The sequence below is a fragment of the Bacteroides intestinalis DSM 17393 genome, from assembly GCF_000172175.1.
Lineage (GTDB): Bacteria > Bacteroidota > Bacteroidia > Bacteroidales > Bacteroidaceae > Bacteroides > Bacteroides intestinalis.
In genome coordinates this window covers 1,046,303-1,069,632 of record NZ_ABJL02000008.1, presented here as the reverse complement: position 1 = coordinate 1,069,632, position 23,330 = coordinate 1,046,303, and the positions used below count along the sequence as shown (strand labels likewise).

The 23,330-nt window shown below is 44.1% G+C and carries 18 protein-coding genes and 1 pseudogene; 14 read left to right on the top strand and 5 right to left on the bottom strand.

The features are described from left to right. Positions 1–111 precede the first annotated feature (111 nt). Together BACINT_RS13755 and BACINT_RS13750 are read left to right on the top strand one after the other, a co-directional pair. Positions 112–4,776, top strand: coding sequence for a protein NO VEIN domain-containing protein (locus tag BACINT_RS13755; protein ID WP_007664085.1), 4,665 nt, complete (start codon positions 112–114; stop codon positions 4,774–4,776). A 30-nt stretch (positions 4,777–4,806) separates the two neighbouring features. Beyond that, positions 4,807–4,962 (top strand): annotated as a pseudogene (locus tag BACINT_RS13750) (Fic family protein); the annotation flags it as partial. Positions 4,963–5,340: 378 nt separating this feature from the next. Here the strand turns inward: BACINT_RS13750 and BACINT_RS13745 are convergent. The 4 genes from BACINT_RS13745 to BACINT_RS13730 form a co-directional block, all read right to left on the bottom strand. Further along, on the bottom strand, positions 5,341–5,727 hold the full coding sequence (locus tag BACINT_RS13745; RefSeq protein ID WP_007664081.1) for a helix-turn-helix domain-containing protein: 387 nt from the start codon (positions 5,725–5,727) through the stop codon (positions 5,341–5,343). Between the two features lie 11 nt (positions 5,728–5,738). After that, a complete protein-coding gene (locus tag BACINT_RS13740) occupies positions 5,739–6,041 on the bottom strand; it encodes a type II toxin-antitoxin system HigB family toxin (protein ID WP_007664079.1) in 303 nt (100 codons plus the stop codon). A gap of 131 nt (positions 6,042–6,172) precedes the next feature. Beyond that, positions 6,173–8,284: a BT4734/BF3469 family protein gene (locus tag BACINT_RS13735; protein ID WP_007664077.1), complete on the bottom strand. Its 2,112-nt coding sequence runs from the start codon at positions 8,282–8,284 to the stop codon at positions 6,173–6,175. A gap of 81 nt (positions 8,285–8,365) precedes the next feature. Continuing rightward, positions 8,366–8,596: a DUF4248 domain-containing protein gene (locus tag BACINT_RS13730; protein WP_021968156.1), complete on the bottom strand. Its 231-nt coding sequence runs from the start codon at positions 8,594–8,596 to the stop codon at positions 8,366–8,368. A gap of 185 nt (positions 8,597–8,781) precedes the next feature. Between BACINT_RS13730 and BACINT_RS13725 the strand changes: the two genes are divergently transcribed. The 12 genes from BACINT_RS13725 (at position 8,782) to BACINT_RS13675 (ending at position 21,584) form a co-directional block, all read left to right on the top strand. Continuing rightward, positions 8,782–9,267: an HU family DNA-binding protein gene (locus BACINT_RS13725; RefSeq protein ID WP_007664074.1), complete on the top strand. Its 486-nt coding sequence runs from the start codon at positions 8,782–8,784 to the stop codon at positions 9,265–9,267. A 64-nt stretch (positions 9,268–9,331) separates the two neighbouring features. Further along, the gene (locus tag BACINT_RS24210) at positions 9,332–9,427 is read left to right on the top strand and encodes a smalltalk protein (protein ID WP_021968155.1); all 96 of its coding nucleotides are present in this window, start codon (positions 9,332–9,334) and stop codon (positions 9,425–9,427) included. A gap of 15 nt (positions 9,428–9,442) precedes the next feature. Continuing rightward, a complete protein-coding gene (locus tag BACINT_RS13720; RefSeq protein ID WP_021968154.1) occupies positions 9,443–9,883 on the top strand; it encodes an N-acetylmuramoyl-L-alanine amidase in 441 nt (146 codons plus the stop codon). Between the two features lie 111 nt (positions 9,884–9,994). After that, positions 9,995–11,563 (top strand): hypothetical protein, encoded by a 1,569-nt coding sequence (locus BACINT_RS13715; protein WP_007664071.1) that lies wholly within the window; start codon positions 9,995–9,997, stop codon positions 11,561–11,563. Positions 11,564–11,635: 72 nt separating this feature from the next. Further along, positions 11,636–12,127, top strand: a complete 492-nt coding sequence (locus BACINT_RS13710) for a PaaI family thioesterase (RefSeq protein ID WP_007214527.1) — start codon at positions 11,636–11,638, stop codon at positions 12,125–12,127. A gap of 376 nt (positions 12,128–12,503) precedes the next feature. Then, entirely contained in the window at positions 12,504–13,358 is an 855-nt protein-coding gene (gene hisG, locus BACINT_RS13705) for an ATP phosphoribosyltransferase (protein ID WP_007664068.1), read from the top strand. A gap of 145 nt (positions 13,359–13,503) precedes the next feature. Continuing rightward, positions 13,504–14,784 (top strand): histidinol dehydrogenase, encoded by a 1,281-nt coding sequence (gene hisD, locus BACINT_RS13700; protein WP_007664066.1) that lies wholly within the window; start codon positions 13,504–13,506, stop codon positions 14,782–14,784. A 94-nt stretch (positions 14,785–14,878) separates the two neighbouring features. Continuing rightward, positions 14,879–15,916 carry a histidinol-phosphate transaminase gene (hisC, locus tag BACINT_RS13695; RefSeq protein WP_007664064.1) on the top strand — a complete coding sequence of 346 codons (1,038 nt, stop codon included), beginning with the start codon at positions 14,879–14,881 and terminating at the stop codon, positions 15,914–15,916. Continuing rightward, complete coding sequence (gene hisB, locus BACINT_RS13690) at positions 15,909–17,060, top strand: bifunctional histidinol-phosphatase/imidazoleglycerol-phosphate dehydratase HisB (RefSeq protein WP_007664062.1); 1,152 nt, start codon at positions 15,909–15,911, stop codon at positions 17,058–17,060. Before hisC ends, hisB begins: the two co-directional genes overlap by 8 nt. Before the next feature lie 190 nt (positions 17,061–17,250). After that, positions 17,251–18,744 carry a TolC family protein gene (locus tag BACINT_RS13685; protein ID WP_007664060.1) on the top strand — a complete coding sequence of 498 codons (1,494 nt, stop codon included), beginning with the start codon at positions 17,251–17,253 and terminating at the stop codon, positions 18,742–18,744. A gap of 134 nt (positions 18,745–18,878) precedes the next feature. Next, positions 18,879–20,240: a sigma-54-dependent transcriptional regulator gene (locus BACINT_RS13680; protein WP_007664058.1), complete on the top strand. Its 1,362-nt coding sequence runs from the start codon at positions 18,879–18,881 to the stop codon at positions 20,238–20,240. A 30-nt stretch (positions 20,241–20,270) separates the two neighbouring features. Continuing rightward, the gene (locus BACINT_RS13675; protein WP_007664057.1) at positions 20,271–21,584 is read left to right on the top strand and encodes a sensor histidine kinase; all 1,314 of its coding nucleotides are present in this window, start codon (positions 20,271–20,273) and stop codon (positions 21,582–21,584) included. Here BACINT_RS13675 and aspD read toward each other — a convergent pair. Next, positions 21,571–23,193 carry an aspartate 4-decarboxylase gene (aspD, locus tag BACINT_RS13670; protein ID WP_007664056.1) on the bottom strand — a complete coding sequence of 541 codons (1,623 nt, stop codon included), beginning with the start codon at positions 23,191–23,193 and terminating at the stop codon, positions 21,571–21,573. The two genes, BACINT_RS13675 and aspD, sit on opposite strands and share 14 nt — an antisense overlap. Between the last annotated feature and the right edge of the window lie 137 nt (positions 23,194–23,330).

Genomic DNA, 23,330 nt, shown 5'->3' with positions numbered 1-23,330 from the left:
TTTTTTATCTCTTTATTGTTAAATTAGTTTTGCTTTTATTATCTTTGCCTCGTTAGTTAATCTTGTGGAATAGTCGTGAGGGGAAAATAAATCTTGAGACAAACTGGTTTTATGGGTATAAAGGAAAAAACATTATCATTGTTTGAAGATTCCTGTAGGAATTCTGAACGGGGACTGAAAACCATCTGTGAAGCAGAAAAATATCTTCAACAAGCGTATGAAGGTCGTTACTTCTTCGAATTAATACAAAATGTGAGAGACGCCAACAAGGAGGCATCACAAGAGGGGGATATTTATATTGAACTTAAAGACAATGTACTGTCAATAGCAAACACTGGTGCTCCTTTCAGTGAGGAGGGGATTGCATCGATCACTTCCATTGGGCAGAGTCCGAAACAAAGCCTAGACTTTATTGGATTCAAAGGTATTGGTTTTAAATCGACGCTGGAAGTTTCAGATACACCTCGTATCGTTACCACTGAAGGGGCTATATATTTTGATAGAAAGCTTACGATGGAAGTGCTGAGTCAGTATAATAGTAACCTTGTTGAAAATCAATTGCCATTATTCTTTTTCCCTCATTACCGTTCAAGAGCATTGACAAGCGAAGAGCGAGAGAAAGGTATTGTCACAAAGATTGAACTTCCTCTTAAAGAAAGTTTTGCAGAAGAAAAAATTTGTGCTGATTTCGGAGAAATTAAAGCCAAGCAACTTGTGTTGTTGGGTAACATACAGAAAGTAGATTTTACAACTCCAACTCAAAGGACGATATATAATATCCAGAAGGATATCCGGAAAAATCTTATAGTTGTTGATAATGGTAAGGAAATACTGAACCGATTCAGGTATTACGTCCCAAATGAAAAAAACTTTCTTCCTGACGATATTCTGAATAGTCTTGAAGGAAAAGAAAAGGAAATATACAGTAATAGCACATCTATTGATATTCATATTGTGCTTGAACTTGATGAGAATAATTTATTTGTATCTGATGCAAATGCAAAATTGTACTTGTTTTACCCTCTCAATATTCGTTCCGGCTTTCGCTTTATGATACATAGTTATTTTTTAGTTAATCCGGAACGAACACGGCTTCGCAAGTCACCTTTGAACCGATACCTGCTTCGTAAAATAGGTGAGTATATTGGGAGTGATATGCTGAAATTATTAAAGAGGGGAAAATACAATACAAACGAAATTCTTTGTTTTAAAAGGAATGAAGACGCCGGACTGGAAGAACTTTATGATGGACTGGTTGAGACATTGAAGGGGCAAAAATTCATTTATGATCAACACTCACGGAAATATTATAAAACATCAGAAGTGATTGTTGCAGATGGATTCGATAAAGGACTTTTTCCTGATGATCGGTTTGATGGTAAACCAATTATCTATATTGGGTCGGCCCCTGTCGTTGAATGGTTGATAGCAGAGTTTGATATATATTACTTAAGTTATGAAGATATTGCCAGTGGCATCGAACAAGAGGCTAAAAAACAGGCAAAATCTAAAAATCTTGACTTTTTTCAGAACCTTTACCGATATATTGATAGGCATAAAAATTTAAATGTCTCAGGCAAGAGGATATTGTTGACCAATCACTGGAAATTGATATCCGACGATGAGGATGTTTTTTATGGAGGTCGGAGGAATCCGGTTTCACTACCTGCCAGCATCCAGAAGTATGTGCACTTTATGCATAATGGTATAAAACTCGAAATTAGAGAGACACGTATTGCGGTGAAAGAGTTTAATACTAATGAGTTGATCCGAAGGTTGCTAAAATTATTCGATGAAAAGACTGTTCCTAATGTAGATATACTGAATGCTATCTATCATCTGAATCCACAAGATGCACGATCCGAGCTGGATATAAAAGAAAAGATACAGCTTCCTGTCAAAGGCCAAAAAGATTGGATATCACCTTTTAAGCATCCGGTCTATTTTGATAAAGAAGAATTGCGGGAATTATATCCTGAGGGCTATTTTGTTGATGAAACCGTATTTAAGCAAGAGGAACCGGGAAAGGAAGAAATAGAAGCGGAAACTTGTGTTGAAGATTTCCTTAAGTTGTGTGGAGTATGGGAGATACCGGCATTTTATATCAGCAGTGATGTGCAGACCGCATCCCGTGGAAATGGTAATATCCGGGTGAAGCACATCCAGCGTAACACGCACCTTAGTGATACGCCTTTTTATATTGAGAATGACCGTATGCTGGACAAACCCGTAAAGTATACAAAATGGTTTACTGATACAATTGTAGAAAATTGGGAACTTTATAAATCCCTTATGAGCGCTACGTGGTTGCCTAAAATGAAATATTCCAATGGTTTTAGCTATAAGCACGACGCCCAATCCTCTGTAATAATGAAATTTTCATCATTTTGCGAAGAATTGTCCAAGATACGGTGGATTGTCTTGGATGACGATGAAAAAGTGTATTCACTGGCGTATATTGTAGGAATGCGTTTAGCTGATATTTCAAAAGTTCATAATAAAGTTATATCTAAATATCTCAGGCTGTTTCCAATCGATTTTGAAAATAACCGTGATTTTATAGAGTCGGTGGGGTTATGTCATCTGGATGGAAATACTGTGGATAATTTTAATCGGCTTCTCAAACATATTTATAATAGATACCATAAATATATACCTGAAGGGAAGGACTTTACAGATTTCTATAATCGCATATTAAGTAAGGTTTTCGATTTCTATGACAAGAATGAGATTTCGGATAATGAGGTGAGGACAATTTGCAATACACCTATGTTGGCCATTAATGAAACCATTGGAAGGTCAAAATGGGAGTATCCGGAAAATATCTATTATATTGACGATAAACTTAACTATGACTTGTTACCTGAATCTGTCCGAGCAGAAATACAACCGCATTTCACCAATCGGGATAGGAATACATTTGGGAAAATTGCGGCAAAAATAGGGAGACGTTTTTCTAACTCAATAACTAAAAACTTAGTTGAATCTCCTGCCTTAAAGGAATTTTTTTTAATAGAGTTTTTTACTGACTTGCCGCCAGCAATTGCATTGCTGGAATATAATTTTGATATTTCTATGTCTTCATACCTTGAAGCGCTGAAGCTTGTAGAGGTCTGGAAAAAAGAAAAAGTAGAGACCGAAATATTTGTTGGCGAACTGTCTGGTTTGATTATTGAATCTGATTATTATATTGAGAAAACCAGAAGAAATTTTATTCTCCATATTAAGAACGACAGTTTAAGGCAACCGAAACTTATTGCTGCCTGTTTGACAGAATTGTTTATGAGTATGCTGGATCGTGATTTAAAAAGATTCAATATTGATTTGTGGAAATTTATAAAATCAAAAAATAAAGCAGATTACCTTGCAGACTATGACATATCAGTTACTCGGATAGAGGAAATCCGGCAAATACTGTATGCTCCAGATTTTACCCAGCTACAGAAGTTTTGGCAAGCTGTTTTTATCACAAAAAAAACACCCAATTTTGATCGGATTATTGTGAATGATACGGTCGATATAAAAGAAATAGCTTCATTGGCGGGATTGGAACTTGAGGCTGTAAGAAAGATAAATGAAGAAGTTAATTTTGATAATATCAATCGGTACGAAAATGTTCCGCTGTTATCTTCTTTATTTCACAAACTTGGCATATCAAGAGAGCAGATTAATTTGCATATATATCCGGAAGTAGATTTCTATCCTTATTATCAGAATCTACTTAATCAGGAAAAGAATAAATTTGAAAATAAGTTTATGTTTATTCTTTACCAAAGGTTGAGTAGATTATCGCTGGAGGAACAGTCAACTTATCAAGGATGGATATATCAATATACCAGTGCCTTTCATCCTGTAGTATCTCAAGATGTTATCTGGATAGATGTAAAAGCTCATTTTATAGAATGTCTTAATAACTTTTACCCTTATATGGATTTTACTTTGACTGATCTTAGTATAAAGATACTATTCGATCTTCAATCTCTTTATCGGAAAAATTTGGATAGGTTAATTTCTTTATTATCAGGTACAGATTATTCTCAAGAGGAATTAACTCTTTTCATTGAAGATAAAAGAAGGCAAAGTTTGCTTTATTTCAATCATATCAAACTCCTTTCAAAAGAAATGAAGCAATGGCTAATAGATCAGAGAGAAAATATATCTACTAAAGAATTACAGCTTCCTCCGGAACAGGTAGCTATGAAATATGCTAATCAATGCAAGCCAGTTATTGAGAATATCAAACCTAGTCGTGTACCGGAAAAAATGCAATTAACAGGCAAGCAATATGGAACAGGCGATGGCTCTTTCAAATATGATGGGCAAAAGAATAATAGGCAGAAGCTAATTATAGGGATGGTAGCTGAAATGATCGTTTATGAGAAATTGCAGGAAGATCAGAACATAGAAAATGTTAAATGGGTATCAAGATATGCTGCCCGTGTCGAACCTGCTTATTCTGGTTACAATCCGCATGGGACTGATGGATTGGGGTATGATATCGAATATACTGACAGAACTGGAAATAAAAATTTCGTTGAGGTTAAGGGAAAAGCAGATAATCAGAATTGTTTTGAAATAACGATACCGGAGATAGAAAAAGCCAAGCAGGAGAAGAAGTTTTACCATATTATTTTTGTGACTAACACGCTAAATGAAGAACTAAGAAGAATCAAATATCTTGGAAATCTTTTTATGTTTGAAGAAGGGGAGGACCTCTTGAATAATAAACGCTTTTCAGCAGTAACTAAAAGTTATGAGATAAGGTTTAAAGAATAGGAAATCTCTATGCTCGTATACTGTAACTGTATGTATTCTCTTATTACCCATTCAACAGTTATTGAAGGATCTACCGTCACTGAAATAGAAAATCAACTTCTGTTTGATGAAGGCATTAGTGCGAAAGGTCGTTCTGTGATTGAACAACTGATGAACTTAGATCTGAAAGCAGTATACGAACAATCCTGCCGCAGTTTTGGCATAACAGTTAAAGAATTATAGAGAAAATCTCATAAGGAGGTTATAGTAAAAAGTGGCGAAAGATTTGGAAAACATGGTGGTATTTTTCAAATTTTTCGCCGCTTTTTTGAGACTTTCCGCCAACTTTTTGAACTCTGTTTCTCAGGCTTTTATTTCATCATACTTTTTGTTTATGAATAATGGTAACGATGTCTTTTTTATTGGGATGGTTAGGTAGAGATAGGTTACTTTCTAAAACTTTCGTGAGGAAGATAAAAATAGAAAGTGATTACTTACTATAGTTAAACATATTCGGGAAGTTATAGAAATAACCCACTTCGACCTAACCATTCGATGCGTTTGAAAGTGTAGAATGATTTCACTTTATGAAATATTATCTAAGATGAAATCAGCCGGTATGCCTAAGTTATCACGTAACCTTTTCACGATATTAAGATTCAATGAACGACGACCATTCAGGATATCGCTGACTCTGGATTCTGATATTCCCAGACATTTAGCTGTTTCTTTCTGCTTTAAGTTATTCGCTTCCATTTTTGCCCGAATAGCATCAATAATCAAAGTTGAAACTCTTCCGGGTAGTGGATGATAGGCAGCCTCCCATTCGCTGATGGCTTGAGAGAGGGCTATGTATTTTGTTTTGTCTTCCTCACTCAATAATTCCATATCACCTAAAGATGTACCTTTAGTGATAATGCTTTCCATTTCTGCTTGATAAGCGCGGAATTCTTTTTCTGTCTTAATCTTCATATATATGCCTCCTATATAGTTTTTATTTTATTTGCATCAATTGCATCATAATCTGAATGGGTTCCAACAAAACGAATATCGATATTTCCTGCAAAAAATACAACCAAAACAATAAGGCGATATTTATTGCCTTTGACATTGAATACATAACGATTGTTCCCTACATAGTCCGCAGACAAATAATCGTTTTTCAATTCGTTATGATTCTTCCAAGAAGCTTTTGTTACCTCTTCAACCCACTTCTCTAAAGCAGTTTGTGCATCATTGTGCTTTTTGCAGAATTTCTCAAACTTTTCAGATCCTGTAATATTCATGTTTTCTTTATTTAAGTACAAATATAGTCAATAATTCCCGAAAAGAGAAGTTGTTCTTTCTTTTTCTTCTCTTTTTGGGAATTATTTAACGGTTCATCTATGGATGTACATATCCGGTTAATGGTATATCTTTATTGATACAACTGATTATTTCTCACACTTTCCGCCTCCAGAAGTATCACCTCGTAGCGCCTCATGTTCTTGCTTGTCACATACTGGAAACCATATTTGGTGAGGATCTTTCCTATCAGAATCTTTCCGGCATGGTTGTATTGATAGCCGGTTCTGTTCCGGATTTCCTCCGCCATTTCACTTACCGTCATGTACTTGAAACTCTCGAAGCGTTCCGGTTTGCGGAAGTGCGTCAGTACCATTTCCTCTTCGGGAGTCTGGAAGAGGAAAGGCTTGTTGTTGAGTTCTATCTCATCGTTCTCATAGGCTTCGAACCAGTAGCGGTAACCACTGTCCAGCAGATGCTTGATCTGGGCATAAAGCTGTGGATAGTCGATTTCGAGGCGGTCGATTTTTTCAATTTCGTAGCAGAGGAACCGGCGGTTGCCGGTTGGGTCGTACAACACTTGCGGATAGTTGCAGGTGCCGGCAAAGGAAGCCCAGTGCGGCAGGTTCTGGGTGTGGCGGGCATAAGGCAGGCGGATGCTGATGAACTTCCGGGTGATGAGGTCCTTCAGCAGACTTAGTTCATGCCCCGTCATGCCTTCGAATTCGTCGAAGTTGATAAGCATATATTCCGACATGCGGGAGAGGTCGTCCTTGTTTCCGGCGGAGATGATGCCGGTGCTGAGATAATCGGTTCGCAACTCACGCGGCAGAATGTTGTTGATGAAAGTGGTTTTTCCCAGGTTCTGCTTGCTGCATAGCAGGAGGCAAAGGTGGTTCACTACCTCTTCTTGCGTGGCGGCGGCTACCATACCTACCAGGAAATTCCTGAAACCTTTCAGCCAGAATTCTCTCTGGGCGGGGATGGTGTGGACGCTTTCGGCAAGGCAGCCTATGTGGTCGATGCCGTCCCATGGAGGCAGATGATTCATATATTCGCGGATGGGGTGGTAGGAGAAACTGAAATCGGAGTAGATCAGGTTCTCCATGTTCTTGACGCTGCAAGGATAACCGGCTTCGTTCAGTTCCATCCAGATGCTGTTACTTACCATGTCATCCAGCATGACGAAATCATCTTCACCCTTTTTGCGGCATTCCATGCGGTGCTTCATCTGGTTGTAGCGCGTTTCGTAATGACTGTTGATATACTGTCCGATGCGGAGGAAGTTCCATTGCGAGGTTCTCAACTTGCGTGTGTTAAATTCATCCGTATGCTGATAAGCGCTGTCTGTCAGGGAGTCTATCTCTTCGGGCGGCATATCGGTGAAGTTGAGGCGCAGGAAAGGGGCGACTTCTTCTTTTGGGATGCCGTAAGCGTTGTATGTGCAGGTCAGCCGGAACAGATAGTTGTTGCGGTTGCCTTCTTCGTACTTGTTTTTGTGATCGTGGTAGTAAAGGAGGAGAGCAAGCAGGGAGCGGCTTTCGCTTTGGGGATAAGAGATGTTGTCCGAAGGCTTTTTGCACCGGGTGGTATCTGTCGTTGCTGCGGCAGCCTTTTTTCGTCCGGGAGTTTTCTTTTTCTTCTCTCTGAGCGGACGGTTGAGGTCGACAATCAGAAACTGCGGGGCGGGATTCAAGTAGGCGTTTTCATCATGGGGCAGATAGCAGATGCGTGTCATGTCTTTGCCCGATTCGTCGATGTCCGTTTGGCAAAGCTCCTCGTAGAGTGCCGCAACCTGGTCGTAAGCGTGGGCATGGTAGTTGCGCACTTCTTCGGGAGACTGCGGCAGGGTGCCGTCGGGCAGGCTGGTTTGTACGGTTAGTTTATAGCCGTTGCCTTTCGGACTGGTGAAACTGATATGGGTGAACGGACTTCTCGTGACGGCTGCTGAAATGCGTGCCAGTTCTTCGGGAGTTTTCTTGTCGAGGTCGATGGGGATTTCTCCGTTGTACTCTATGAGTTTGTCATACCGGCGCCCACCTATGAAGCGGGCGGAGAAGGTGACGGAGGGGAGTTCTCCTTTTATGAAATCAGCGGTTGCGATGTCATTGGCAGTGAGGTGCTGTCGGATGTCAAGGGTCATGTGTGCCAGTTTTTCATCATGGCGGATGATGTTGACCACTTCTTCGTCGGTTACTTCGCCGACAGGCGGTTTTTTCTTGTTTTGATAATACGAATATTTCATTGTTTATAAAAAATTTGATGCAAATTAACGAATGTGTCCGATAACGGGGAGTAACTTTTTGCTTTTCACGTAAAGTTAAGTTTAAGGTTCGCCCAGATGGTCGACTATAACTTTTACCTGTCGGGGAGTGAGAATACGGTTCCGGTCCTGATAACCCAACAGAATCAGTTCAGCATGCAGTTCGGCGTTGTGGAGTATCCAGCGGCGAAGTACTTGGGTGGCATTTTTAAGGGTCAGTTGTGGATTGTAGAGATGAGCGAGTTCCGATTTAGTGTAACTGCGCACTGTGAAAGTGCCTTTTTCTTCTTTCATTTTTTGGTATTTATTGATTGTTTATATGATGTAAATTTACTGAAAATAAACGGTCTGTAAAAGTTTTGGGATGTGTTTATTTCAATAATATTCGTAAAACTTCATTGGCGATTGAGGGGTACCTTCGATCCGGTATATTTGCAGTGTAAATAGATGGTTTACACTCACTTTAAAATTTAATCGATATGGCAACATCCATGAATTATTCGGTGGTGGCTCGTAAAAATCCTTCTAAGAAGGATGAGCCGAGTAAGTATTATGCCTTGGCGCAAGCTTCGGGCGAGTTGGACTTCGACGAAATGTGCGAGGCGATAACGGGACGTACCACGTGTACGGAAACTGATGTACGTGCTGCATTGGCGGGCATCATTTACGAAGCGAAACGTGCACTGAAAGCGGGACGCATCGTGAGGTTGGGAGATTTGGGTTCCTTGCAGATGGGACTCAGCAGTAAGGGGGTGGAAAAAGCGGAAGACTTTACTGCGTCTATGATCAAGAAGTCACGAGTGAACTTTCGCCCGGGCAAGGGATTGACGGATATTGCCAAGACGATGGCGTATACCCGTGTGCTGACCCGGAGTTTGCAGGGTTCGGCTTCGGGCGGCAATGGTTCGGAGGGAGGAGGCTCCGGCAGTGGGGACGGAGGAATTGAAGATGATCCGTTGGGATAGATTCTAACGCCAGAGGTGTTAGAAATTAAAGAATAAAAAATTCAATCACTAAAAACTGATCGTTATGAAGAAGATTACTTGGGATACGGTATTGAAAATTGTAATTGCGATGGCTTCTGCTTTGTTGGGTGCGCTGAGTGCACATGCTATGACGATATAAATGGACATACCGGTTATGAGAAAGATCGATCTGATTATTATTCACTGTTCCGCCACAAGGGCGGACAGTGATTTCAGTGCGCAGGACGTGGATACGGCACACCGTTACAGGGGCTTTTCATCGTGGGGATATCACTATTATATCCGAAAGTCGGGACAGGTGGAGTTGATGAGACCGGAAGATGTGCCCGGAGCGCATGCCCGCGGATACAATGCAAACAGTCTGGGAGTGTGTTATGAGGGCGGTTTGGATGTGAACGGACGTCCCGCCGACACGCGGACTTTGCGGCAGAAAGAGGCGATGCACAGACTGGTGGCGGACCTTTTGCAGAGTTATCCGGAGGCTCGGGTGGTGGGGCACCGGGATCTGAGCCCTGATAGAAACTACAACGGTATTGTAGATCCTTGGGAAAGGATGAAAGAGTGCCCTTGTTTTGACGTAAATGCGGAATTTTAGGTTTAGGCAACGTTTGAATGAAGGCGGGTGAGTAAAAAACTCCCCGTCTTTTTTTGTGCGTGCCGAAGTATTGTTACATTTGTGGCAACATATTGAAAAACACTATTGAATATGAGATACCGATTTATTTCTGAGAGATGTAAAATATTGGGTTTGCTTCTTCTGCTGGCAGCCGGTTCGGCTGTACTTCGCGCCCAGGATCAGCCGGGGATTAAAAACATACGTACGGTGGTGTATGAGCCGCTACTGAAGGATACTACGTGGGTGACCGGTAAGGTGGTGGATTATATCACATTCGTGAAGTATGACAGCAAAGGCCGTACGATGGTAGAGAACAGGCTGAAGCCGGATGGCAGTCCGCATGGCAAGCTGGTGTATGTGTATAACTCTGCCGGACAGGTGTCGCGCGAGATTTATGCGACTGCGGACAGGGGAGTCAGCGATTGCTGGAATTATACGTATGATGAAAAGGGGCGTTTGAATAGCATTGTCTCTATGAACGGGCAGGAAGATACGCTTCAGATTGTTTCTGCGCTGTACGATGAAGCGGGAAAGGTGTTGAAAAAGTACTCCAAAGACTATGTGAAAAATAGGTCATGGGGCAGACAAGTGCTGTACAATGCGGAGGGAATGCCGGAGAAAGTAATCCTGATAGATGGTCCGGATGGGAATATGGAACGTGTGGGAGAATACCGGGTTGAAAGTTGGGATACACTGACTCTGAAAAGAAAGGGGGTACTGCGGCTTGGGAAGATGCGGGTGGTAAAAGATAATAATCAGAAGAATCCGATTCGGAAGATAGATGAAGCGGGTAACTGGACAGAGCGTTTTGAAGGTTGCAATGAGTCTGGAGAACCGAATTTCATTATCCGCAGGGATATAGAGTATGCAGGCGGTGGAAATGACCGGGAGAAAATACCCGTGCGCGGTAAAGTGAAGAAGGTACAGCAAAGGTCGTACATTGCTATTGCCAAAGGTCCGCAGGCGGTGGATAAGGGAGAGAAGAAAGGACAGTTCTTCGTTTACGAGTTTGGTGAAAACGGACGGAAAATAAAAGAGGAACGGTTTACGGAAGCGGGAGTATGCCGGGAAAAGATTCAGTATGAATATGATGAGACTGGGAATTTGTTGAAAGAAAGCCATTATACACCGGCGGGGGTGCTGACGGTAAACAAGAATTATGGATATGACAAAGAGGGGCGTCTCAAACACTGTTCGATACTGGATGATAAGGGTGAAATTATACAACGGGATATATTTCGCTACGACATAGAAGGTAATATGGTACAGGAAGCCGGTTACTTGACGAATGGAACAAAATGTAGTGAATTCCGTTATATATATGATTCCTATGGGCAGCAAATAGAGCGGAAAGTGTTATTGCAACCCGAAGGATCTGATCCGGTTGGCTCTGTCCGGAGAGGCTATAATTTTCAGGGGCGTGTAGTGTTTGAGGAATATTTTTCACCGGATGGTACACCTCAAAGCCAGCATACGTACCGATACAATACCAAAGGGGAACTGATTTCCGGAACAGAGTGTCCGGAAGGGCAAACCGAAGAAGTGAAATATGTCTATAAATTCCATAATGACGATCAGGGGAACTGGAAAATCAGAATCAAGTATATAGACGATGTGCCTGTGGTGTACGAAGAGCGTGAATATACATATTATAATTGATAGATAAAAATCCGCGTTCGTCCGTCTTATCCGCGTCGTCCGCATACCCATTTATAATAAAAACGAAATTGTATGAAGAAGATTATTAACCCATGGAAAGATTTGGAAGGATACAATTGTTTCGGTTGTGCTCCCAATAATGAGTCCGGTGTGAAAATGGAGTTTTATGAGGATGGCGACGAGGTGGTGAGCATCTGGAAGCCGCGTCCTGAGTATCAGGGTTGGCTGAATACGTTGCATGGTGGCATTCAGTCGGTGCTGCTGGATGAAATTTGCGGATGGGTGGTAGTGCGTAAGTTGCAGACAAGCGGGGTGACTTCGAAGATGGAAACTCGTTTTCGTAAACCGGTGTCGACTACAGACTCACATGTAGTGTTGCGGGCTTCCATACGCGAGCAGAAGCGGAATATCGTGATTATCGACGCGAAACTTTATAATGAGGCGGGAGAGGTGTGCTCGGAGGCGGTATGTACTTACTTCACTTTCCCGAAGGAGAAGGCAGAGCAGGAAATGCACTTTCATCACTGCGATGTGGAGAAAGAGGAGATTTTGCCGCTGATTTAAGTTTGCTCACTCTTTTTCCTCCTTTCTTTCTCATAATAAATTGTTCTGTGCAAATCAGTGTAACTTGTAACGTAAACTAAGAAAATGATAGGAAAACGAAACTTTTTGTGATAAATCTTTGGAAGTTTCAAACGGATAGTTTACTTTTGTCGCATCAAAACAAAAGAATTGTATGAAAAATATTGTTGCACATCATCACCATCATCATTACCTGACGAATAATCGGTAGGCGTATGATTGTATGTGCATAATGAATAAACATATAAACGACGAGGCTTGCCGGATAATGGCAAGCCTCGTTTTTTGTTTTCAAGAGTTTAGTTAAGTCTAGTTTAGTTTTTGTGAGTAGTTAAATCGTAAAATTATAAATAAGATTATGTTATTAAGAATTGCAGTACAAGCTAAAGGTCGTCTTTATGACGAGACGATGTCATTTCTGGGAGAGTCGGATATCAAATTGAATGCGGTGAAACGTTCACTGCTGGTACAATCGTCTAATTTTCCTGTAGAGGTATTATTTTTGCGTGATGATGATATTCCGCAGTCAGTGGCAACAGGCGTGGCGGATATAGGTATCGTAGGCGAGAATGAATATGTGGAGAAGAATGAAAATGCGGAGATTGTAAAGCGTCTCGGATTCAGTAAGTGCCGTTTGTCACTGGCTATTCCGAAGGATGTTGAATATCCGGGTGTGCAGTGGTTTGAAGGGCGAAAGATTGCGACGTCGTATCCGGGCATCCTCAGCACATTCTTGAAAACGCAGAATGTGAATGCGGAGATACACGTGATTACAGGTTCGGTAGAGGTGGCACCGGGCATCGGGCTGGCGGATGCGATTTTTGATATTGTTAGTTCGGGTTCTACGCTGGTGAGCAACCGGTTGAAAGAAGTGGAAGTGGTGATGAAATCGGAGGCGCTGTTGATTGGTAACCGGAATCTGTGTGACGAGAAAAAGGAGATCCTGAAAGAGTTGCTTTTCCGTATGAATGCTGTGAAGACAGCGGAAGATAAGAAGTATGTGCTGATGAATGCACCGAAGGAACGTTTGGAAGAGATTATCCAGGTGCTTCCGGGTATGAAGAGCCCGACGGTGATGCCGTTGGCACAGGAGGGCTGGTGTTCGGTACATACGGTGCTGGATGAAAAGTGCTTCTGGGAGATTATCGGAAAGTTGAAGTCGCTGGGGGCAGAGGGGATTTTGGTGCTGCCGATTGAGAAAATGATATTGTGATGTACTTTTCTTTTGTCTTGAGACAAAAGAAAAGATACCAAAAGAAAAACTCAAGGCTGCACTTCCGGAGTTTGACGCTCCTACAGTGAGGCCGGGAACCATTCGGGGTGATGGTGTAGAATGAATATAAAAAATGGAATAGGGTATGAAATTAATTAATAATCCGGATAGATCACAGTGGGCGGAGATATTGAAACGTCCGGTGATGAATACTGAGAATCTGTTCGATACAGTACGGGAGATTATAGACCGCGTGAAGTCGGACGGTGACCGTGCGGTGCTGGAGATGGAGGCAAAGTTTGATAAGGCGGAGCTGACATCGCTGGCGGTGACAGAGGCGGAACTGAAAGAGGCGGAGACGCTGGTGGATGAAAAACTGAAGGCGGCTATCCGTCTGGCTAAACAGAATATAGAGACTTTTCATGCCGCACAGCGCTTTGAGGGCAAGAAGGTGGAAACCATGCCGGGCGTGACGTGTTGGCAAAAGGCGGTGGCTATTGAAAAGGTGGGATTGTATATTCCCGGAGGAACAGCTCCTCTGTTCTCTACGGTGCTGATGCTGGCTGTGCCTGCAAAGATTGCGGGTTGTAAGGAGATTGTGCTTTGTACACCGCCGGATAAAGAAGGACGGGTGCATCCAGCTATTCTTTTTGCTGCACAGGTGGCAGGGGTGAATAGGATATTCAAGGCAGGTGGCGTGCAAGCTATTGCTTCGATGGCTTACGGGACGGAAAGCGTGCCGAAGGTTTACAAGATATTCGGTCCGGGAAACCAGTATGTGACGGCAGCGAAACAGTTGGTCAGTCTGCGTGATGTGGCGATTGATATGCCTGCCGGTCCGTCGGAAGTGGAAGTGTTGGCGGATGAAACGGCGAATCCGGTATTTGTAGCTGCGGACCTGCTGAGCCAGGCTGAACACGGTGTGGATAGTCAGGCAATGCTGATTACCACTTCGGAGGCTTTGCAACAGGCTGTGAAAGAGGAGGTGGGACGTCAGCTGGAACTTCTGCCACGTAAGGAAATTGCGGAGAAATCTCTTGCCAACAGTAAGCTTATTGTGGTGAAGGATATGGAAGAGGCCATCGAACTGACGAACGAATATGCGCCCGAACACTTGATTGTGGAAACTGCGGACTATATGCAGGTGGCAGAACGTGTGGTGAATGCGGGCTCGGTTTTCTTGGGATCGCTCTCTCCGGAAAGTGCGGGAGACTATGCTTCGGGAACGAATCATACCTTGCCGACGAACGGATATGCGAAAGCTTATAGCGGTGTGAGCCTGGATAGTTTTATCCGCAAGATTACGTTCCAGGAAATCCGTCAGGAAGGAATGAAGAATATCGGCCCTGCCATTGAAGAGATGGCGGCGAACGAACATCTGGATGCGCACAAAAATGCGGTAACAGTGAGATTAAAAACAATATAGAATACAAATTACAGGGATTACACGAATAAGGGTAAAGATGAAATTTGTGTAATTCGCGTAATTAGTGTTCAATACTTTATCATATTTATAGATCATGAAAACATTGCAAGAATTGACCCGTCCGAATATCTGGAAGCTGAAACCTTACTCTTCGGCGCGTGATGAATATAAAGGTGTAACGGCATCGGTATTTCTCGATGCGAACGAGAACCCGTACAACTTGCCGCACAACCGCTATCCCGACCCGATGCAGTGGGAACTGAAAGCGGAACTTTCCAAGATAAAGAAAGTGTCTCCCGAGCATATTTTCCTGGGCAATGGTAGCGACGAAGCTATTGATCTTGTTTTCCGTGCTTTCTGTGAGCCGGGATTGGACAATGTGGTGGCTATCGATCCTACTTACGGCATGTATCAGGTGTGTGCTGATGTGAATAATGTGGAGTATCGCAAAGTCCTGCTCGACGGGCATTTTCAGTTCTCGGCAGACAAGTTGCTGGCAGCTGCGGATGAACGGACGAAACTGATATTCCTGTGTTCGCCCAATAATCCTACGGGAAACGATCTGTTGCGCAGTGAGATAGAGAAGTTGCTGCGTGAGTTTGAAGGGCTGGTGATACTGGATGAGGCGTACAGTGACTTTTCTGAATCTCCGTCGTTCTTGCTGGATTTAGATAAATATCCGAATCTTGTTGTGTTCCAGACTTTCTCTAAAGCATGGGGCTGTGCGGCTATCCGCCTGGGAATGGCGTTCGCTTCTACGGAAATCATCGGTATCCTGAGCAAGATAAAGTACCCTTACAATGTGAACCAACTGACTCAGAAACAGGCAATAGAGATGTTGCATAAGTACTATGAGATAGAGCGTTGGGTGAAGAGGCTGAAAGAGGAACGCGAGGATTTGGAGAAACGTTTTTCCGAACTGCCGTTGACGGTGGAAGTATTTCCGTCTGATGCCAATTTCTTCCTTGCACGGGTGACGGATGCGGTGAAAATTTATAATTATCTGGTAGGAGAGGGGATCATCGTCCGCAACCGTAATTCTATATCGCTTTGCGGAAACTGCTTGCGTGTGACGGTAGGAACGAGGATGGAGAATGATAAACTGATAGAAGCGTTGAAAAGCTATGAGTAAGAAAGTATTATTTATAGACCGTGACGGGACTTTGGTGATTGAACCGCCCGTAGATTACCAGTTGGATTCACTGGAAAAGTTGGAGTTTTATCCCAAAGTGATGCGTAACCTGGGCTTTATCCGTAGCAAATTGGATTTCGAATTTGCGATGGTGACCAATCAGGATGGGTTGGGCACGGCATCTTTCCCGGAAGAAACTTTCTGGCCTGCGCATAACCTGATGATGAAGACGCTGGAAGGTGAAGGGATTGCGTTTGATGAAATCTTCATCGACCGTAGTATGCCGGAAGATATGGCACCTACCCGGAAGCCACGTACAGGAATGCTGACGAAGTATCTGAATAATCCGGAGTACGATCTTGCTGGAAGTTTCGTTATCGGTGACCGTCCGACGGATGTGGAACTGGCTAAGAACTTGGGTTGCCGGGCTATTTTTTTGCAGAATGATACTGCATTGCTGAAACCGGAATCCAAAGGTGGAACTGCTGCCTGCGAAGGTCTGGAAGAGGTATGTGCCCTTGTCACGAAAGATTGGGATAAAATTGCCGAATTCCTTTTTGCCGGAGAACGGAAAGCGGAAGTACGCCGTACAACAAAGGAAACGGACATTTTCGTGTCTCTGAATCTGGATGGTAACGGTGCCTGCGACATCCATACCGGACTGGGTTTCTTCGATCACATGCTGGAACAAATAGGCAAGCATGGCGGTTTGGACCTGACGATCCATGTGAAAGGTGATTTGGAAGTGGATGAGCATCACACCATAGAAGACACTGCGATTGCATTAGGCGATTGCATCTATCAGGCATTGGGAAATAAGCGTGGTATCGAGCGTTATGGCTATGCCCTGACGATGGATGACTGCCTTTGCCAGGTTTGCCTGGACTTCGGCGGACGTCCCTGGCTGGTATGGGATGCAGAGTTCATTCGTGAAAAGATTGGTGAAATGCCGACAGAAATGTTCCTGCATTTCTTCAAATCCCTGAGCGATGCTGCCAAGATGAATCTGAATGTAAAAGCGGAAGGCCAGAACGAGCACCATAAGATAGAAGGCATTTTCAAAGCGCTGGCCCGCGCTATAAAGATGGCGGTGAAGAGGGATATCTATCACTTTGAATTGCCGAGTTCGAAGGGAGTGCTTTAATCTAAATATTAAGTATTAAGTATAGCTATGCAGAGTCACAGCGTAGCTATACTTAATACTTCATATTTCTCTCATCGTTCAGAAATGGACATCCCCACTGTCCGATAATGAACACCTATCCCTGCCCAGAAGCATCCTGGCGCTTTGGCACGCTCTTTGCTTTTCTGTTTACAACTATTTTTTGATAAACATGAAAAGGAATATTTTACTCGCAGCTTGGATGCTATTTCCGTTCGCCGCTTTTGCACAGAACGATACATTGACAAACGAACGTGAACGTCTCATCACTTTAAATGAAGCGATAGCTTTGGCACGTACCCAGTCAGTGGATGCCGCCGTAGCGCTGAATGAATTGAAGACTTCATACTGGGAATATCGTACTTTCCGTGCCGACCTGTTACCGGAAGTGAATCTGAACGGTACTTTACCCAATTACAATAAATCTTACAGTAGATATCAAAATTCGGATGGTTCCTACTCATTCGTGCGTAACAATACGCTGGGACTTTCCGGAACGCTCTCCATAGACCAGAACTTATGGTTTACGGGCGGTAAACTGTCACTGGCCTCTTCTCTTGAATATATCAAGCAATTAGGCTCCGGAGGAGATAAACGGTTTATGTCCGTCCCCGTAAGCCTGGAATTGACGCAACCTATCTTTGGAGTGAATAACTTGAAGTGGAACCGCCGTATCGAACCGGTGAGATATGCAGAAGCAAAAGCCGCTTTTATCACGGCTACGGAACAGGTGACGATGAAGACAATCACTTATTTCTTCAATCTGCTGCTGGCTAAAGAAAATCTGAAAACTGCTCACCAGAATAAAGTGAATGCCGACCGCCTCTATGAAGTGGCGATGGCAAAGCGCAAGATGGGGCAGATTTCAGAAAATGACTTGTTACAGTTGAAGTTAAATGCTTTGCAGGGCAAGGCGGACGTGACGGAAGCGGAGAGTAACCTGAATGCGAAGATGTTCCAGTTGCGTTCCTTCCTCGGTTTGTCGGAGGACGAGAATCTGAATCCGATATTGCCGAGCTCGGCACCGGATATGAAGATGGAATATAATCTTGTATTGAACAAGGCTTTGGATCGGAACTCGTTTGCACAGAATATCCGTCGCCGCCAGTTGGAAGCAGATTATGAAGTGGCTACGGCCCGTGGAAATCTGCGCAGCATAGACTTGTTTGCCAGCGTGGGGTATACGGGGCAGAATCGTGATTTTACTTCCGCTTACAAAGATCTGCTCGATAACCAGATTGTACAGGTAGGTGTGAAAGTTCCTATTTTGGACTGGGGAAAACGCCGAGGAAAAGTGCGTGTGGCAAAGAGTAACCGTGAAGTGGTGCTTTCCAGAATCCGGCAAGAACAGATGGACTTCAATCAGGATATCTTCCTGCTCGTAGCGAACTTCAATAATCAGGCACAACAATTGGGTATTGCACAGGAAGCTGACGGCATTGCCGAGAAACGTTATAAAACCAGTGTGGAAACCTTTATGATCGGACAAATCAGTACGCTGGACCTGAACGACGCACAGAAATCAAAAGATGAAGCAAGACAGAAACATATTTCCGAGCTCTATTATTATTGGTACTATTTCTATCAAATCCGCAGTCTGACACTTTGGGATTTTGAACGGAATTGCGAACTGGAGGCGGACTTTGAAGAAATTGTGAGAGACTGAGTTTGAGTTATGAGTTATGAATAATAACTTATAACTCATAACCGTTTTTCGCTTGTTATTGAAAAAAACAGTGTTATTCTGTGCTTTCTGTGTGAAATCGTTTATTTTTGCAAACCATAAAACAACGAAATCTTATGATACTGATAATCGATGATGATAGTGCCGTACGTTCTTCCCTCAGTTTTATGCTGAAACGTGCAGGATATGAGGCGCAAACTGTTCCCGGACCGCGCGAAGCAATGGATGTGGTGCGTGCCGAGGCACCTGCCCTCATTTTGATGGACATGAACTTCACCCTTTCCACAACGGGAGAAGAGGGATTGACTTTGCTGAAGCAAGTGAAAATATTCCGCCCTGATGTACCCGTTATCCTGATGACAGCATGGGGTAGTATACAACTTGCCGTGCAGGGTATGCAGGCAGGCGCGTTCGACTTTATCACGAAGCCGTGGAACAATGCTGCTTTGCTGCAACGCATCGAGACAGCCCTTGAACTGACTGCCGTCCCGAAAGATGCACCGGAAGAACAGAGTGAGACGTTGAACCGCAGCCATATCATCGGAAAATCTCAGGGATTGATGGAAGTGTTGAATACGGTGGCACGCATTGCGCGTACCAATGCTTCGGTGCTGATTACCGGTGAGAGTGGAACAGGTAAGGAATTGATTGCCGAAGCCATCCACATCAACAGCCAGCGGGTGAAACAGCCGTTTGTAAAAGTCAACCTGGGTGGTATCTCGCAGAGTCTTTTTGAAAGTGAAATGTTCGGTCATAAGAAAGGTGCTTTTACGGATGCGACAACAGACCGTGTAGGGCGCTTTGAACTTGCCAACAAGGGTACTATCTTCTTGGATGAAATTGGTGACCTTGATCCTTCCTGCCAGGTGAAACTGCTTCGTGTATTGCAGGATCAGACGTTTGAAGTGCTGGGTGACAGCCGTCCCCGCAAGACGGATATCCGTGTGGTATCCGCCACCAATGCCGACCTCCGCAAGATGGTATCGGAACGTACATTCCGCGAAGATTTGTTCTATCGTATCAATCTGATAACCGTTAAGCTGCCTGCCCTTCGCGAACGCCGTGAAGATATTCCTTTGCTGGCACGTCACTTTGCCGACCGTCAGGCAGAGATCAACGGACTACCCCGCACGGAATTTTCGGCGGATGCCTTGAACTTCCTTTCCCGTTTGCCTTATCCGGGAAATATCCGTGAATTGAAGAACCTTGTGGAGCGTACGATTCTCGTCAGCGGGAAGCCGACACTGGATGCTTCGGATTTCGATGCACAATATCTGCGTCATGATGAACCGGTGAAGGCCTCGGAATCATCGTCTCTGGCAGGCATGACGCTGGATGAAATAGAGCGTCAGACTATTTTGCAGGCACTCGATCGCCATAAGGGAAATCTCAGTCAGGTAGCTATGACACTCGGCATCAGTCGTGCCGCGCTCTATCGCCGACTGGAAAAGTTTAATATAACGGTTAATGAAAAGTGATTTAATCATTAACTCCTAATCACTACTATCGTGAGAATAAAGTTCTATTTCTCCATACTTGTCCTCTTCCTCTTGGGGTTAGGTGGTGCTCTTCTCTACTTGGCGAAGGGGATGCAGATATTGCATCTTTACATTGTAGAGGGGATCATTGCGTGTATCTTGGTGTTTCTGGTTGTCTTTTACCGTAAAATCGTGAAGCCGATGAATATTATCGGCAGCGGCATGGAATTGCTGCGCGAACAGGATTTCAGCAGCAGGCTCAGCAAAGTAGGGCAATACGAGTCGGACCGCATTGTAAATGTGTTCAACCGTATGATGGAGCAATTGAAGAACGAACGTTTGCGTCTGCGCGAGCAAAACCATTTTCTGGACTTGCTAATCCAGGCTTCGCCGATGGGAGTTGTCATTACCACACTGAACGGTGAAATATCCCAGCTTAATCCGATGGGATTGAAGATGATGGGAGTACGTCTGGAAGAGATTATGGGAAAGAAAATAGAGAATATAGACTCTCCTTTGGCTGAAGAACTGGCGAATATCTCAAAAGATCAGACGGCAGTAGTGCGTCTGAATGACTCGAATATCTATAAATGTACCCATTCCTCCTTTATCGACAGAGGTTTTCATCATCCTTTCTATCTGATAGAGAAGATGACGGACGAGGTGATGCGTGCTGAAAAGAAAGCGTATGAGAAGGTGATCCGCATGATTGCGCACGAAGTGAACAATACGACGGCGGGTATTACATCTACCCTTGATACTGTGGAACAAGCCCTTTCCACCGAAGAGGATATGGAGGATATCTGCGATGTGATGCGCATTTGTACCGAACGTTGTTTCTCCATGAGCCGCTTTATCACCCGTTTTGCCGATGTTGTGAAAATTCCTGAGCCCACCTTGGTTACGGGCAAACTGAATGAACTGGCTTCCACGTGTAAACGCTTTATGGAGGGTATGTGCAACGACCGGAATATTCTTCTCTGGCTGGAATGTGATCCGAAGCTGGAACCGGTACGCTTTGATGCGGCATTGCTGGAACAGGTATTGGTGAATATTATCAAGAATGCTGCGGAAAGTATCGAACATGCGCCCGAAGGAACGATCCAGCAGGGTAGGGTTGTAGTCCGTACAATCGCTCCTACCACGATTGAAGTGGTAGATAATGGCCCCGGTATAACAAAAGAGACTGAAGCAAAGCTCTTCAGTCCCTTCTTTTCCACTAAACCGAACGGGCAGGGAATCGGTCTGGTGTTTATTCGCGAGGTGCTTACCCGTCATGGGTGTACGTTCTCTCTACGCACGTATAGTGATGGGTTGACACGGTTCCGCATTATTTTTCCGTAGTCTTTTTCCATGCCTTTGCGTATTCGTCAAGAATCCGCTTGATGCCCTGGCCGATGACCACATAGTCCTTTTCGTTCAGGTTGGCAAGCGAGGCGCGTATGCTCCATTCCGGACCATCGAAACCACCGCCGTTCAGCAGGACGAGAGACGTTTCTTTCGCTAGGCGGAATACGACGTTCAGCGGGCTGTAGGTACGTTTCAGGTATTCTACGAAATCATCTCCATAGAATTTCTTTGCCCATACCAGCATGTCGATCTCTGTATAATACCCTACACGGAGTGGGTCTTTTATCAACGTGAATCCCGTATTATCCCACAAGGCATGCAGACGTTTTTCAATGATTTCCATCATCTTCAGTTTATATTTATTTTCCTTATCCAGCAGGGCGAAGGAAGCGAATAAACTCATTTGCATCTGTTGGGGTAATGACAGGCCGGCGGTATGGTTTAGTGCAACCTGTCGGCTGTCGGCTACCATGCGGTCGATAAACTTCATTTTTTCGGGATGCAGAGTCAGACTTGAGTAACGGCGGTTCAGCGCATTGCGTTTATCTTCCGGCAGGTGGGCGATTTGCTTGTCGTAGATGTTGTCTTCGTGCAGGGCGATGACGGCATCACGCCAACCGGTAGCTCCGAAATATTTGGAGAAGGAATAGACACAAAGCGTATTGTGCGGAAGTTCAGCCATGAATGAGCGGAAGTGCGGGCTGAATGTGCCGTATACATCATCCGTGATAACCATCAGGTTGGGGTTATCATTCTTCACGATATCGACAATGCGTGCCATCGTTTCCGGACTGAGGGCGTAACTAGGCGGATTGCTGGGATTGGTCACAAAGAGCGCTTTGATGGAGGGATCTTTCAGGCGGTCGATGTCCTTGTCATTGTATTGCCAAAGGTGGAACCCGTCGTCCGTCATACGGTCGGCATGCAGTTCTATCATGTTGAACTGGTAGCGGCTCAGTTGCGGAATTTCAATGTAGGGGGTGAAAGCGGGCACCATCAGGGCGATACCGTCACCTTTATCCAGCAGGAAGTTCTCCTGGAGGGAATCGAAGAGGTAACACATGGCGGCGGTTCCGCCTTCGGTGGCAAAGAGGTCGAATGTGCCGCGTGGAGGGCGGTTATCGCACATTTCTTGCGACAGATAATCTTGCACCAGTATTTCAGTGAAGTGCAGGATGCGGTCGGGCACAGGGTACTGGTCGCCGATGACGGCTTCTGCCCATTCATGTACCAGGGAGTCGGGGTCGGCGGCATGTTGCATTAACAGGTAGTTATAGGTTTGCTCCAGGAGTTTGGTACCGTGGGCGGCGTTGTTCTTTTTGAGGAAGGCTTCAAAACGGGAGGCAATGCCTTCTTTTTGAGGGATGCCGGCGATGCCTTCGGGGAGGTTCATGACGCGGCGACATTCCTCCAGTCCGAACTGTCCCAAGAGGAAGAAGGCTTCGCGAGGAGTGGTAGCTATCCAGTTAGGGTTACCGCGTCCGGCATTCAGCATCGTGCGGGCAGTTTTCTTCAGGCTTTCATCGGCCATATCGATCAATTGGTTTTTCAGCTCGAATGGGCTGATGGTCTCCATTTTCTTTTCAAAATTCTTAGTATCCATATTGTTAAGTTTAAGTTTGTATCTTATAAATTCTTCGGGTGCGGTAAACTGATCTTGCGGCTGCAGGAAACTAATCTCTGCGTTGCAAGAAATTATTCATACTATAATTATTATTGTTTCTTACAATAGCTGTTATA

What these genes read in the sequence shown, in the direction of transcription:
- hisG (WP_007664068.1), top strand. Translation starts at nt 12,504, where the DNA reads ATGTTATTAAGAATTGCAGTACAAGCTAAAGGTCGTCTTTATGACGAG.
- BACINT_RS13745 (WP_007664081.1), bottom strand. Translation starts at nt 5,727, where the DNA reads ATGAAGATTAAGACAGAAAAAGAATTCCGCGCTTATCAAGCAGAAATG.
- BACINT_RS24210 (WP_021968155.1), top strand. Translation starts at nt 9,332, where the DNA reads ATGAAGAAGATTACTTGGGATACGGTATTGAAAATTGTAATTGCGATG.
- hisB (WP_007664062.1), top strand. Translation starts at nt 15,909, where the DNA reads ATGAGTAAGAAAGTATTATTTATAGACCGTGACGGGACTTTGGTGATT.
- BACINT_RS13735 (WP_007664077.1), bottom strand. Translation starts at nt 8,284, where the DNA reads ATGAAATATTCGTATTATCAAAACAAGAAAAAACCGCCTGTCGGCGAA.
- BACINT_RS13740 (WP_007664079.1), bottom strand. Translation starts at nt 6,041, where the DNA reads ATGAATATTACAGGATCTGAAAAGTTTGAGAAATTCTGCAAAAAGCAC.
- BACINT_RS13710 (WP_007214527.1), top strand. Translation starts at nt 11,636, where the DNA reads ATGAAGAAGATTATTAACCCATGGAAAGATTTGGAAGGATACAATTGT.
- BACINT_RS13720 (WP_021968154.1), top strand. Translation starts at nt 9,443, where the DNA reads ATGAGAAAGATCGATCTGATTATTATTCACTGTTCCGCCACAAGGGCG.
- BACINT_RS13755 (WP_007664085.1), top strand. Translation starts at nt 112, where the DNA reads ATGGGTATAAAGGAAAAAACATTATCATTGTTTGAAGATTCCTGTAGG.
- hisC (WP_007664064.1), top strand. Translation starts at nt 14,879, where the DNA reads ATGAAAACATTGCAAGAATTGACCCGTCCGAATATCTGGAAGCTGAAA.
- BACINT_RS13680 (WP_007664058.1), top strand. Translation starts at nt 18,879, where the DNA reads ATGATACTGATAATCGATGATGATAGTGCCGTACGTTCTTCCCTCAGT.
- aspD (WP_007664056.1), bottom strand. Translation starts at nt 23,193, where the DNA reads ATGGATACTAAGAATTTTGAAAAGAAAATGGAGACCATCAGCCCATTC.
- BACINT_RS13715 (WP_007664071.1), top strand. Translation starts at nt 9,995, where the DNA reads ATGAGATACCGATTTATTTCTGAGAGATGTAAAATATTGGGTTTGCTT.
- BACINT_RS13730 (WP_021968156.1), bottom strand. Translation starts at nt 8,596, where the DNA reads ATGAAAGAAGAAAAAGGCACTTTCACAGTGCGCAGTTACACTAAATCG.
- BACINT_RS13725 (WP_007664074.1), top strand. Translation starts at nt 8,782, where the DNA reads ATGGCAACATCCATGAATTATTCGGTGGTGGCTCGTAAAAATCCTTCT.
- hisD (WP_007664066.1), top strand. Translation starts at nt 13,504, where the DNA reads ATGAAATTAATTAATAATCCGGATAGATCACAGTGGGCGGAGATATTG.
- BACINT_RS13685 (WP_007664060.1), top strand. Translation starts at nt 17,251, where the DNA reads ATGAAAAGGAATATTTTACTCGCAGCTTGGATGCTATTTCCGTTCGCC.